Source organism: Streptomyces sp. Y7 (assembly GCF_043195415.1).
In the GTDB taxonomy this organism is placed as follows: domain Bacteria; phylum Actinomycetota; class Actinomycetes; order Streptomycetales; family Streptomycetaceae; genus Streptomyces.
Map to the genome: position 1 here is coordinate 224,316 of NZ_JBIDDQ010000010.1, position 12,346 is coordinate 236,661.

At 71.4% G+C, this 12,346-nt stretch carries 10 protein-coding genes; 5 read left to right on the forward strand and 5 right to left on the reverse strand.

Annotated features, from left to right (window positions below; all coding sequences use genetic code 11):
• Positions 1–78 precede the first annotated feature (78 nt).
• From ACGFW6_RS25525 to ACGFW6_RS25540, 4 genes are all read left to right on the forward strand, one after another.
• Positions 79–1,317, forward strand: a complete 1,239-nt coding sequence (locus ACGFW6_RS25525; RefSeq protein ID WP_393514156.1) for a low temperature requirement protein A — start codon at positions 79–81, stop codon at positions 1,315–1,317.
• An 87-nt stretch (positions 1,318–1,404) separates the two neighbouring features.
• The gene (locus ACGFW6_RS25530; protein WP_393514159.1) at positions 1,405–2,433 is read left to right on the forward strand and encodes a P1 family peptidase; all 1,029 of its coding nucleotides are present in this window, start codon (positions 1,405–1,407) and stop codon (positions 2,431–2,433) included.
• Positions 2,434–2,628: 195 nt separating this feature from the next.
• Positions 2,629–3,843 carry an Ig-like domain-containing protein gene (locus ACGFW6_RS25535; protein ID WP_393514161.1) on the forward strand — a complete coding sequence of 405 codons (1,215 nt, stop codon included), beginning with the start codon at positions 2,629–2,631 and terminating at the stop codon, positions 3,841–3,843.
• Positions 3,844–4,033: 190 nt separating this feature from the next.
• The gene (locus ACGFW6_RS25540) at positions 4,034–4,780 is read left to right on the forward strand and encodes a DUF6227 family protein (RefSeq protein WP_393514164.1); all 747 of its coding nucleotides are present in this window, start codon (positions 4,034–4,036) and stop codon (positions 4,778–4,780) included.
• Between the two features lie 47 nt (positions 4,781–4,827).
• Here ACGFW6_RS25540 and ACGFW6_RS25545 read toward each other — a convergent pair whose 3' ends face one another.
• The 5 genes from ACGFW6_RS25545 to ACGFW6_RS25565 form a co-directional block, all read right to left on the reverse strand.
• Positions 4,828–5,082, reverse strand: a complete 255-nt coding sequence (locus tag ACGFW6_RS25545; RefSeq protein WP_393514166.1) for a hypothetical protein — start codon at positions 5,080–5,082, stop codon at positions 4,828–4,830.
• A gap of 119 nt (positions 5,083–5,201) precedes the next feature.
• Complete coding sequence (locus tag ACGFW6_RS25550) at positions 5,202–7,307, reverse strand: fructose-specific PTS transporter subunit EIIC (RefSeq protein WP_393514168.1); 2,106 nt, start codon at positions 7,305–7,307, stop codon at positions 5,202–5,204.
• 226 nt (positions 7,308–7,533) lie between these two features.
• Positions 7,534–8,481, reverse strand: a complete 948-nt coding sequence (gene pfkB / locus ACGFW6_RS25555) for a 1-phosphofructokinase (protein WP_393514171.1) — start codon at positions 8,479–8,481, stop codon at positions 7,534–7,536.
• 39 nt (positions 8,482–8,520) lie between these two features.
• Positions 8,521–9,282 carry a DeoR/GlpR family DNA-binding transcription regulator gene (locus ACGFW6_RS25560; RefSeq protein WP_393514173.1) on the reverse strand — a complete coding sequence of 254 codons (762 nt, stop codon included), beginning with the start codon at positions 9,280–9,282 and terminating at the stop codon, positions 8,521–8,523.
• A gap of 209 nt (positions 9,283–9,491) precedes the next feature.
• Positions 9,492–11,069 carry an MFS transporter gene (locus ACGFW6_RS25565; RefSeq protein ID WP_393514216.1) on the reverse strand — a complete coding sequence of 526 codons (1,578 nt, stop codon included), beginning with the start codon at positions 11,067–11,069 and terminating at the stop codon, positions 9,492–9,494.
• 149 nt (positions 11,070–11,218) lie between these two features.
• Here ACGFW6_RS25565 and ACGFW6_RS25570 point away from each other — a divergent pair, with 149 nt between their 5' ends.
• Entirely contained in the window at positions 11,219–12,184 is a 966-nt protein-coding gene (locus ACGFW6_RS25570; RefSeq protein ID WP_393514175.1) for a helix-turn-helix transcriptional regulator, read from the forward strand.
• The last annotated feature ends 162 nt before the right edge of the window (positions 12,185–12,346 follow it).

Consider the following 12,346-nt stretch of genomic DNA (forward strand, 5'->3'; position numbering starts at 1 on the left):
GCGGACCGCCCCTGTCCCCCGCGGGCGGGTGATCCCCTACAGGAGAAATTCCCCGCGCCATCTGCTGTGCTTGTCCCCATGACGTCCAGTTCCACTCCCGCGCCGGACTCGCCCCGCCCTCACGGACGCCGACGCCCGCTGCGCAGGCTGAGCGCCCGTGGCCGTGGTGAGACCCACCGGGTCGCCACTCCCCTGGAACTCTTCTTCGACCTGTGTTTCGTCGTGGCCATCGCCCAGGCCGGCATCCAGTTGGTGCACGCGGTCGCGGAGGGTCACGCGGGCCAGGGGATCCTCGACTACGCGATGGTCTTCTTCGCCATCTGGTGGGCCTGGATGAACTTCACCTGGTTCGCCTCGGCCTACGACAACGACGACGTCCTGTACCGGGTCGTCACCCTGCTCCAGATCGCCGGGGTACTGGTCCTGGCGGCAGGGATCTCCAGGGCGTTCGAGGATCACGAGTACCTGGCGGTGCTCCTCGGCTATGTGATCATGCGGCTCGCTCTGGTGGGTCAGTGGCTGCGGGTGGCCCGGTCGAGTTCGGGGCCGGAGCGGAGAATGGCCCTGCGGTACGCCGGCGGCGTGCTGCTGTGCCAGATCGGCTGGGTGGGCCTGGTGGCCCTGCCCGAGGACGTCCGGCCCTGGTGGTTCCTTGTGATGGCGATCCTGGAGATGTGCGTGCCGCCGTTCGCGGAGCGGGAGCACCCCACCTCCTGGCACCCCCATCACATCGCCGAGCGGTACGGCCTGTTCACGATCATCGTCCTCGGCGAGACCATCGCGGCGGCCACGGTCGCCGTGAAGACCGGCATCGACGAGAACGACGCCCTGGGCGAGGTGCTGCCGATCGCCGCCGGCGGCCTGCTGATCATCTTCGCCGCCTGGTGGATCTACTTCGTGGTGCCGATCCACGGTCATCTGCGCTCCAACAGGCAGGCGTTCCTGTGGGGCTACGGCCACTACGTGGTCTTCGCCTCGGCGGCCGCGATCGGGGCCGGTCTGGAGGTGGCGGTCGAGCATGCCGTGGGCAAGGCGCACATCTCGACGCTGGCGGCGTCGGCCGCGGTGACCCTGCCGACGGCGCTGTATCTGCTCACGGTCTGGCTGCTGCACTCGCGCTACTTCAAGGTCGGCATCGCCCAGCAGCTGGTGCTCCCGACCACGGCCCTGCTGGTGATCTGCTGCACGTTCCTGGGCGACTGGGCGGTGCTCGCGGCCGGCATCGTCTCGGCGCTGGCGGTGGCGACCGGGGAGACGTTGTCGGCACGTATGACGACCCACGATCGCGGGACGGAGACGAGAACACCGGTCGGCTGACGGGCCGCCCCGGCGGAGCCCCCCCCACATGGCCGGACCTCACGCCGGCGCGCCCCGTCGCGGCGGGGGCTGGACGAGACTGGCCCCATGACAGTTGACGCTCTGACAGATGTCGCCGGACTCCGGGTGGGGCACGAGACACGGACCGGCGGGGGTTGGCTCACCGGCACGACCGTGGTCCTCGCGCCGGAGGGCGGGGCCGTCGCCGCCGTGGACGTGCGCGGTGGCGGGCCCGGCACCAAGGAGACGGACGCGCTCGATCCGCGCAACCTCGTGCAGAAGGTCGAGGCGATCGTGCTGACCGGGGGCAGCGCGTACGGGCTCGACGCGGCGTCCGGGGTGATGGCCTGGCTGGAGGAGCAGCGGCGCGGGGTGCGCGTGGGGGTGGATCCGGCGCATGTGGTGCCGGTGGTGCCCGCCGCCTGTGTCTTCGACCTCGGGCGGGGCGGCGACTTCCGGGCCCGGCCGGACGCGGCCACCGGGCGGGCGGCGGTCGAGGCGGCCGCCGCGAGCGAACCCGGTGCACCGGTACGTCAGGGCTGTGTGGGCGCGGGCACGGGGGCGACCGTCGGGCCGGTCAAGGGCGGGATCGGCACCGCGAGCAGCGTGCTCGACTCCGGGATCACGGTGGCCGCGCTGGTCGTGGCCAACGCGGCGGGGTCGGCCGTGGATCCCGAGACCGGGGCACTGTACGGGGAGTTGTTGCAGGGGCGCGTGAGGTATCCGCGGGAGGACGTCCATGAGGCGGCGCGGCTGCGTCTGGCCGAGGCCGCGGCGAAGAACGCGCCGCCCCCGCTGAACACCACGCTCGCCGTGGTCGCCACCGACGCGGACCTGTCGAAGGCACAGGCGCAGAAGCTGGCGGGCACCGCGCACGACGGCATCGCGCGGGCCGTGCGGCCGGTGCATCTGCTCAATGACGGGGACACCGTGTTCGCGATGGCCACCGGGGATCGCCCGCTCGACGCCGGGCACCCGCTGGCGCTGAACGAGGTGCTCGCGGCGGGCGCGGACGCCGTGACGCGGGCGATCGTGCGGGCACTGCGCGCGGCCGAGTCGGTGGACGGACCGGGTGGACTGTGGCCGTCCTACCGGGAGTTGTACGGGGAGGGGTAGGCATCCCGCGGCGGCGGGGGCCGGCCGGCGGCCCCCTTCCCCGCCGCTCCGTGCGGGCGATCACGCGTGCGATTGTCGCGGTTCTGTCACGTGACGGCATTCACCGCGAACGCTGGGAACCCGGTCCCGGGGCGATGACCTCTTCCCCCCTGGAACGGAACGCATCCCGCAGATCGCATGAAGATGGAGCAGATCGTGACAACGCCGGACATAGCAGCGCGGCGCGCACTGGGGGCCTGTGCCGCCCTGATGATCGGCGCCCTGACGCTCACCGCCTGCGGTGGCAGCGCCAATGCCGACAACGACGACAAGGGCGGCAAGGACTCCAAGACGTCCGCCGCGACGATCGACATCTCGGCCAAGGACGGCTCGAACGGGGCGTCGATCAACTCGACCGGTGTGAAGGTCAGCGACGGCAAGCTGACCGAGGTGAAGATGACGGTGGCGGAGAGCGGGGAGCCCGTGCCGGGCTCCCTGGCCGCCGACGGGGGCAGCTGGAAGCCCAAGGAGCAGCTGGAGCGGGGCACCAAGTACCGCATAGCGGCCACCGCGAAGGACGGGGACGGGCGCAGCACCGCCGCGGACTCCACCTTCACCACGGTCTCCTCGGCCAACAGCTTCATCGGGACGTACACGCCCGACGACGGCACCACGGTCGGCGTCGGGATGCCGGTGTCGTTCAACTTCGACAAGGCGATCGGCGACAAGAAGGCCGTCCAGTCGCACATCACCGTCAGCTCCAGCAGCGGGCAGAAGGTGGTCGGGCACTGGTTCGGTGAGCAGCGGCTCGACTTCCGGCCCGAGGAGTACTGGAAGGCCGGATCCAAGGTCACGATGAAGATCGACCTGGACGGCGTCGAGGGCGCCAACGGCGTCTACGGGGTGCAGAAGAAGACGGTCACCTTCACCATCGGGCGTTCGCAGGTCTCGACGGTCGACGTCAACACGCAGACGATGACGGTCGTACGGGACGGAAAGACGATCAAGTCGGTGCCGATCTCGGCGGGCAGCTCGGAGTTCACCACGTACAACGGGCAGATGGTGATCACCGAGAAGTTCGAGAAGCTGCGGATGGACAGCCGGACCGTCGGCCTCGCCAACGCGTACGACATCCCGGACGTGCCGCACGCGATGCGGCTGACGCAGTCGGGGACCTTCATCCACGGCAACTACTGGTACAACAAGGGCAACCCGCCCTTCGGCCGCCAGGGCACGAGCCACGGCTGCGTCGGCCTGCAGGACGTGCAGGGCGGACAGGGCGACACGCCTTCCAAGTGGTTCTTCGAGAACTCGACGGTCGGCGACGTCGTGATCGTCAAGAACTCCCCCGACAAGACCGTGACGCCCGACAACGGCCTCAACGGCTGGAACATGGCGTGGAGCGAGTGGGTCGCGGGCAGCGCTTCCTGATCACTGCACGGACGCAGTGAAGTAGCCCTCCAGCAGGGATTTTTGACGGTTCGTCGGGCCGCGCGGGAACTTCTCGCGCGGCCCGCGCGTTTTGCCGGACGTACGTTTTCTCGGTTCCCGGACATGATGTCCGACCGAGGGGCTACGGTATGCACCCACAAGGTGACATGCAGCAACGCCGGGAGAAACCTTGAGCGTTCCGTACGAGACGACAGCGTACGAACCACCCGAGTCGGCGGAGTCTCCGGAGGAGCATCTCGCGCGACTCCTCGGCCGTGCCCTGAACAGCTTCGAGCTGCCCGACGAGGCGATACGGCGGCTCGACTGCGCGCTGGCGCATGACAGCTCGCTGCACTCCGCGCACCACAGTGCGGGGCTGCACCGGGAGACGTACCGGCACACATGGCTGCTCGCCGACGGCTCGGCGCTCACCCTGTGGGAGCTCGTCCACAACACCGCGCGCGGCAGCGACCCGCAGCACGAGGTGTACGCCGACGAGGAGGAACTGCGCGCCGCGACCGCGCGGCTGCCGCTGCCGCCCGACGCGCCGGACTTTGAACTGCCGGTGACCGTGCAGCTGTCGCCGATATCCGCGCCCCGGCACGCGTACGTGCCGGACGACTCGGCGGACCACGCGCGCCGGCTGCTGCGCCGGGCGGAGAACACCGACCGGCCGGGCACGGAGACGGCCGCGCTGCTGGCCCGGGCGTTCGCCCACCAGATCACGCAGGCGTTCGGACGCCCGTGCCGTGCGGGCCGCGCCGGGCTGTGCTTCTCGCTCTACGAGCACGCCTTCCTGCTGCGCGACGGCGAGGAGGTCTCCCTCTGGGAGGTCGAGCACACGGCGACGCCGGACGGGCGGCACATGTGCGAGGTGTACGTCACCGAGGACGCGGCGCGGGACGCGATGGAGCGGCGAGCGGCGCAGGTCCCGTAACGCCGAAACAGCGGCGGTGCAGCTCCGGTTGAGGCGGCGCGACCAGGTCAGCGGCTGTCGCCGAGCTGTCGTACCAGGCCCGCGAAGGCGTCACGCTCGGCCGGGGTGAGTTCGACGGCCTCCAGCGCGGGGGCGGTCTGCCGCTGGTGCGGGAGCCCCGGGAGCATCGGGTCCGACGGCCGGGGCATGGCCTCGGGGCGGCTGCGGCGCAGAAGGCGGACGAGTCCCATCACCCAGAGGACGGCCGCCAGGGCGAGAACGACGGGGCCCAGCAGCTGGAGGATCGAGACATTGTCCGGCATGTCCCCCAGTAGACACCACGGTCCGGGCCTATGGGCCCGGACCGTGACGTATATCGCAGGTGCCGTGAACAACTCACAGCGCCCGAAAGGGACAAGCGGTCGGCTGGTCCGGCGGAGGACTACGCCGCGACCGGCTGCTTCGCCCGCGCGGTCGTGGCCGCCGGGGACTCCGCGGCCGACGTGCCCTCCGGGACCGTCCTGCGCATGCCCTTCAGCAGGATGACCAGGCCCGCCGTGACGGCCGTACCGGCCGCGATGGCCAGCAGGTAGAGGAACGGCTTGCCGATCAGGAAGGTGACCCAGATGCCGCCGTGCGGGGCGCGCAGGGTCGAGCCGAAGGCCATGGTCAGCGCGCCGGTGACCGCGCCGCCCGCCATCGAGGCGGGGATCACGCGCAGCGGGTCGGCCGCCGCGAACGGGATCGCGCCCTCGGAGATGAAGGAAGCGCCCAGCACCCAGGCCGCCTTGCCGTTCTCGCGCTCGGCGGTGGTGAACAGCTTCTTGCGGATCGTGGTGGCCAGGGCCATGCCGAGCGGCGGGACCATGCCGGCGGCCATCACGGCGGCCATGATCTTCATCGCGGAGTCACTGGGCGCCGCGACCGAGATGCCGGCCGTCGCGAAGGTGTACGCCACCTTGTTGACCGGGCCGCCGAGGTCGAAGCACATCATCAGGCCGAGGAGGACGCCGAGGAGGACGGCGTTGGTGCCCGAGAGGCCGTTCAGCCAGTCGGTCATGGCCTTCTGCGCCTCGGAGATCGGCTTGCCGATCACCACGAACATCAGGAAGCCGACGACCGCCGAGGAGACCAGCGGGATCACCACCACCGGCATGATGCCGCGCAGCACCGGTGGGATGTCGACGCGCTGGATGGCGAGGACCACACCACCGGCGATCAGACCGGCCACCAGACCGCCGAGGAACCCGGCGCCGATCGTCACGGAGATCGCGCCGCCGACGAAGCCGGGCACGAGACCCGGCCGGTCGGCCATGCCGTAGGCGATGTATCCGGCGAGGACCGGTACGAGGAAGCCGAAGGCGGCGGCGCCGATCTGGAACAGCAGCGCCCCCCAGCTGTCGACCTGGCCCCAGTCGAAGTGTTCGGTGACCGACTTGGCCTCGTTGATCTGGTAGCCGCCGATCGCGAAGCCGAGGGCGATCAGCAGACCGCCGGCGGCGACGAACGGGACCATGTAGCTCACGCCGGACATCAGCCACTTGCGCAGCTTGGTGCCGTAGCCCTCGCCGGGCTCGCCCGCGCGCTCCACCGGGGTGCCGGGCCGGGCGGCGGCGGTGGCCTCGCCGCGTTCGGCCTTGGCGCGGACCTCGGCGATGAGGGCGGCGGGGCGGTTGATGCCCGCCTTCACGCCGACGTCGACGGTGGGCTTGCCCGCGAACCGGTCCTTCTCGCGTACGGCCACGTCGTGGGCGAAGATCACGCCGTCCGCCGCCGCGATGACGGCCGGGTCGAGCCGGGTGAAGCCGGCCGAGCCCTGGGTCTCGACGACGAGTTCGACGCCCGCCTCACGGCCCGCGTTCTCCAGTGACTCGGCCGCCATGTAGGTGTGGGCGATGCCGGTGGGGCAGGAGGTGACGGCGACGATCCGGAAGGGGCGCTCGTCGTCGGCGGGCGCCTCGGCCGGGGCGCCCGGCGCCGGGGCGTTCACCTCCTCGGTGCGCGCTCCCGGCACCGGGGCCGGCGTGTCCGTGGCGGCGTCGGCGGAGGCCGCCACCGACGACGCCACGGAGTCAGGGGAATCGGGCACGCCCGCGGCCGCCGGGGGCTCCTCGCCCCGGATCAGCGCCGCCGCCGACGCCGGGTCGCCCACCGACCGCAGCGCGTCGGTGAACTCGGCGTTCATCAGCTGCCGGGCGAGCGAGGAGAGGATCGTCAGATGGGCGTCGTCGGCGCCCGCCGGGGCGGCGATCAGGAAGATCAGGTCGGCGGGGCCGTCCGTCGCGCCGAAGTCGATGCCGGCGGCGCTGCGCCCGAAGGCCAGCGTCGGCTCGGTGACGTGCTCGCTGCGGCAGTGCGGTATGCCGATGCCGCCGTCGAGGCCGGTGGGCATCTGTGCCTCACGGGCCGCCACGTCGGCGAGGAAGCCCTCCAGGTCGGTCACCCGGCCCCTGGCCACCATGCGCTCGGCGAGGGCGCGCGCCGCCGCTTCCTTGGAGTCGGCGGACAGGTCGAGATCGACCAGGTCCGGGGTGATCATGTCGCTCATCGCGGGCTCCTTCGCACGCGTATCGCCCGGGGAGTCTCATGGGCGCAGAAGGGGACGGGGGCGGTGTGGGGGGCGGGAGTGGAGGAGGCGGGGCCGGGGAAACCCCGCCTCCTCGGGGCGGCGGGGCGGCTCAGGAGGCCCTGCCGTCCGTCGACGGCCGTGAGTAACGGCGATCCTGGCCGTTCATCTACCGAACCGGCAAGAACTGTGACATCCACGACATTCGTCATGACACCGGCTCCTTCAGTACGCGGTCGACCGGCACCTCGGCCGTGACCGTCACGGCCGCCGCGTCCAGGTCGGCAGGCGAGGGCATCACACTGCCCGGCAGCCGGACGGCCGCCGCGCCATGAGCGACGGCGGAGGCGAGCGCCTCGGGCCCGCTCCCCCCGGCGATCAGAAAGCCGGCCAGGGAGGAGTCACCCGCGCCGACATTGCTGCGTACGGCGTCCACCCGCGCGCTGCCGAACCAGGCGCCCGCGTCGTCCACGAGCAGCTGCCCGTCCGCGCCCAGGCTCGCGAGCACGGCGCGCGCGCCCATCTCACGCAGTTCCTCGGCCGCCTTCACCGCGTCGCCCACAGTGGACAGAGGACGTCCGACGGCGGCCGCGAGCTCCTCGGCGTTCGGCTTCACGACGTCCGGGCGGGCGCGCAGCGCTTCGAGGAGGGCGGGCCCGGAGGTGTCCAGCGCGATCCGCGCGCCGCCCGCGTGCGCCCGGGCGACGACATCGGCGTACCAGGACGGCGCGAGTCCGCGCGGCAGGCTGCCGCAGCAGGCGATCCAGTCCGCGTCGCGCGACTGCTCGCGCACGGTCTCCAGCAGCAGTTCCTGCTCGGCCGCCGACAGTTCGGGCCCCGGGGCGTTGATCTTCGTGAGTACGCCGTCCGACTCCGCGAGCGCGATGTTCGAGCGGGTGGCGCCGGTGACCGGGACCGGCGCGACCTCGATGCCCTGCGCGTCGAGCAGGTCGGCGACGAGCGCGCCGGGCGCACCACCCAGGGGCAGCACCGCGACCGTGCGCCGCCCGGCGGCCGCGACCGCGCGGGAGACGTTCACGCCCTTGCCGCCCGGGTCCATACGCTCGCCGGTGGCGCGGATGACCTCGCCGCGGTCGAGCGAGGGGACCTCGTAGGTGCGGTCCAGGGACGGGTTCGGGGTGACGGTGAGGATCATGCGCACTCGTTTCTCAACACACAGCACTTCTGTGCCGCTCTAGACGCAGAGCACTTCAGTGCCGCCGCGCTCGATGGCGGTGGCGTCTTCGGGGCTCAGCCCGCTGTCGGTGATCAGCAGGTCCACGTCGCCCAGGTCCCCGAACCGGGCGAAGTGCTCCTGGCCGTGCTTGGAGGAGTCGGCGAGCAGCACCACGCGGCGGGCCGCGGCCACGGCCGCGCGCTTCACGGCCGCCTCGGCGAGGTCGGGGGTGGTCAGACCGTGCTCGGCGGAGAAGCCGTTGGCCGCGACGAACAGGACGTCGGCCCGGATCTCGCCGTACGCGCGCAGCGCCCAGGCGTCCACAGCGGCGCGCGTACGGTGCCGGACGCGCCCCCCGACCAGGTGGAGCTGCAGGCCGGGGTGGTCCGCGAGGCGGGCGGCGATGGGCAGGCTGTGCGTGACGACGGTGAGCGAGGCCTCCAGCGGCAGTGCGCCGGCCAGCCGGGCCACCGTCGTACCGGCGTCGAGGATCATCGTGCCCTCGGCGGGCAGCTCGGCCAAGGCCGCCTTGGCGATGCGGTCCTTCTCGTCGGCCGCCGTGCCCTCCCGTTCGGTGAGGTCCGGCTCGAAGTCCAGGCGCCCGACGGGGATGGCACCGCCGTGCACCCGGCGTACGAGGCCGGCGCGGTCGAGGGCCTTCAGGTCCCGGCGGATCGTCTCCGCGGTGACCTGGAACTCCTCGGCCAGCGACAGGACGTCCACCCGGCCGCCGTCACGGGCCAGCCGGAGGATCTCCTGCTGCCGCTCCGGTGCGTACATGTCCGTTCGCCTCCGAACTGTGCCCGAACTTGTGGTTTCGCAACGGAGGCTACGCGTGGATTTCCAGAAAGTAAACAGGTTCGGGCTCAATCGGGCATGAGTGTGGTCTCACCTGGGCATGACCGGGCTCGGGGTTCGGCTCGGGGTGGACCAGGAACGACGAAAAGCCCGGCACCGAAGTGCCGAGCCACCGTCTGTTCTCCCCTGTGTCAGCCCGCCGGCGCGAGCTCCTTCTCCGTGCCCGTCTCCGTCCGCGGCTCCTCGTCGGCCGGCTCGGACCCGCCCTCGACGTGCTGGGCCGGACGCTTCGGCAGGGCGAACATCAGCAGGAAGATCGCCCCCATCACCGCGGCCACCCAGACCAGCGCGTTCTGGAAACCGTCCGCGAAGGCCATGCCCGTCGCGCTCGCCGCACCCTCGGTGCCGCCCGCGGAACCCGTGGCCTCGGCGATCCGGTCGTCGACGACACCGAAGAAGACCACCGAGACCAGACCGAGGCCGAGGGCATTGCCCATCTGCTGAACGGTGTTGATGAGACCCGACGCCGAACCGGAGTGCTCACGCGGCACCTCGGACAGGATCGCGTCCGTCAGCGGCGCCACGATCAGACCCATGCCGACGCCCATCACGACCAGGGGCAGTGCCATCTGCCAGGGGGCGATGGACAGGCCGTAACGGTTCGCCTCCCAGATGTAGATCAGGACGCCGAGCCCCATCACCAGCGCGCCCGCCTGGAGGACCTTGCGGCCGAAGCGCGGGACCAGCTGCTGGACGGACAGACCGGCCGCCGTCGACACGGCGATCGAGAACGGGATGCCGGTCAGGCCGGCCTTCAGCGGGCTCCAGCCCAGACCGAACTGCATGTACATCGTCCAGACCAGGAAGAAGATGCCGAGCGCCACACCGAACACGGTCTGTACGGCGATGCCGGCCGCGAAGCTCTTCACCTTGAACAGCGACAGCTCGACGAGCGGGGAGCCGTCGCGCGACGCCTTCCGCCGCTCGAAGACCACCAGCACCGCGAGGACCAGGAACGCGCCCGCCATCGACCCGTACCCCCACAGCGGCCAGCCCAGCTCACGGCCGCGGGTCAGCGGGTAGAGCAGCATCAGCAGTCCGAGGGTGACCAGCGCGACGCCGACGAGGTCCAGCTTCAGCGCCTTCGGCGCCTTGGACTCGGTGATGAAGCGGCTGCCCAGGATCAGGCCCGCGATACCGACGGGCAGGTTGATCAGGAAGATCGGGCGCCATTCGAGGCCGAACAGGTTCCACTCCGTCAGCAGCGCGCCGAGCAGCGGGCCGGTGACCGCGCCGAGTCCGACGACCGCGCCGAACAGGCCGAAGACCTTGCCGCGTTCGTGCGCCGGGAACGTGGCGTGCACGATCGACAGCACCTGCGGGACCATCAGCGCCGCCATCGCGCCCTGCAGGATGCGGGAGGCGACCAGCATCTCGGGGTTGGCGGCGAAGCCGCACAGGGCCGAGGCCAGGGTGAAGCCGCCGATACCGATCAGGAACAGCCGCTTGCGGCCATGTATGTCACCCAGGCGGCCGCCCGTGATCAGACCGGCGGCGAAGGCGAGCGCGTAACCGGCGGTGATCCACTGGATCTGGCTGAAGGTCGCGCCGGCCTCCCGCTGGATCGACGGGATGGCGATGTTGACGATCGTGACGTCGACGAGGTCCATGAAGGCCGCGGTCATCACGATGGCCAGGGCGAACCACCTACGGCGGTCCGCGGCCGAGGTGGGCTGCGTCGTCTTCGTCGGCTGGTTCGACTGGGTCATCTGGGTGGTGGCCTGTGCCTTGTCGCTGGTCACGTCACTGGTCACGTCGCTGGTCACACGCGCCGGTTCTGTCTCGGTTGCGGTCATGGCTCAAAGCTATGGCCTCAATAGGTCAGATCATGTCCTAGTTCTACGGCATCCTCGCATTCATGACGACGGACACTCCGGCACGGCTCCTCACGCTCCTCTCCCTGCTGCAGACGCCCCGTGAATGGCCCGGCGGCGAGCTCGCCGACCGGCTCGGGGTGTCCCGGCGCACCGTGCGGCGCGACATCGACCGGCTGCGGGAACTCGGATATCCCGTGCAGGCGGCCAGAGGGTCCGACGGTGGGTACCGGCTGGTGGCGGGCAAGGCGATGCCGCCGCTGGTCCTGGACGACGAGGAGGCCGTGGCGATCGCGGTCGGGCTGCGGGCCGGGGCCGGGCATGCGGTGGAGGGGGTGGAGGAGGCGTCGGTGCGGGCGCTGGCGAAGCTGGAGCAGGTGCTGCCGTCGCGGCTGCGGCACCGGGTGTCCACGCTGCAGTCCGCGACGACGCCGCTGACCAGTGGGGACGGGGCGAGTATCGCGCCCGAGACGCTGACCGTGATGGCGTCGAGTGTCGCGGGGCGGGAGCGGTTGCGGTTCGCGTACCGGGCGAAGGACGGGACGGAGTCCCGGCGTCTGACGGAGCCGTACCGGCTCGTGTCCACCGGGCGGCGCTGGTATCTCGTGGCGTACGACCTCGACCGGGGGGACTGGCGGACGTTTCGGGTGGACCGGGTGAGTGAGCCGTTCGCGACCGGGGCGCGGTTCGCTCCGCGGGAGTTGCCGACGGGGAATGCGGCGGAATATCTGCGGCAGTCGATGTGGCGGCGGCAGGAGACGTACGAGTTCTTGGTGACGTTCGACGCGCCGGTGGAGTTCGTGGCGGCTCGGGTGCCGGGGTGGTTGGGGGTGCCGGAAGCTGTGGACGGCGGGGCCCGGTGTCGGCTTCGGGGGGCGGGGGGGGACGCGGTGGAGTGGATGGCGGTGCGGTTGGCGATGGTGGACTGTGAGTTCGTGGTGGAGTCGCCGGAGGAACTGGTGCGGTGTGTGCGGGAGTTGGGTGGGCGGTTGAGTCGGGCTGGGGGGTGACGGTGCGGGATGGGTGGGGGTGCGGGTAGCGCCTGCGGGGTGGTGGGTGGGTCGGGGTCGCGCCGGGGGCTGTGCGGGGGTGGGGCTGGTCACGTTCGGCAGGCTATGCCCATGTGGCACAATCTGCCATCCGGGCGGGCCACCCCGTACCTGAACCACGGG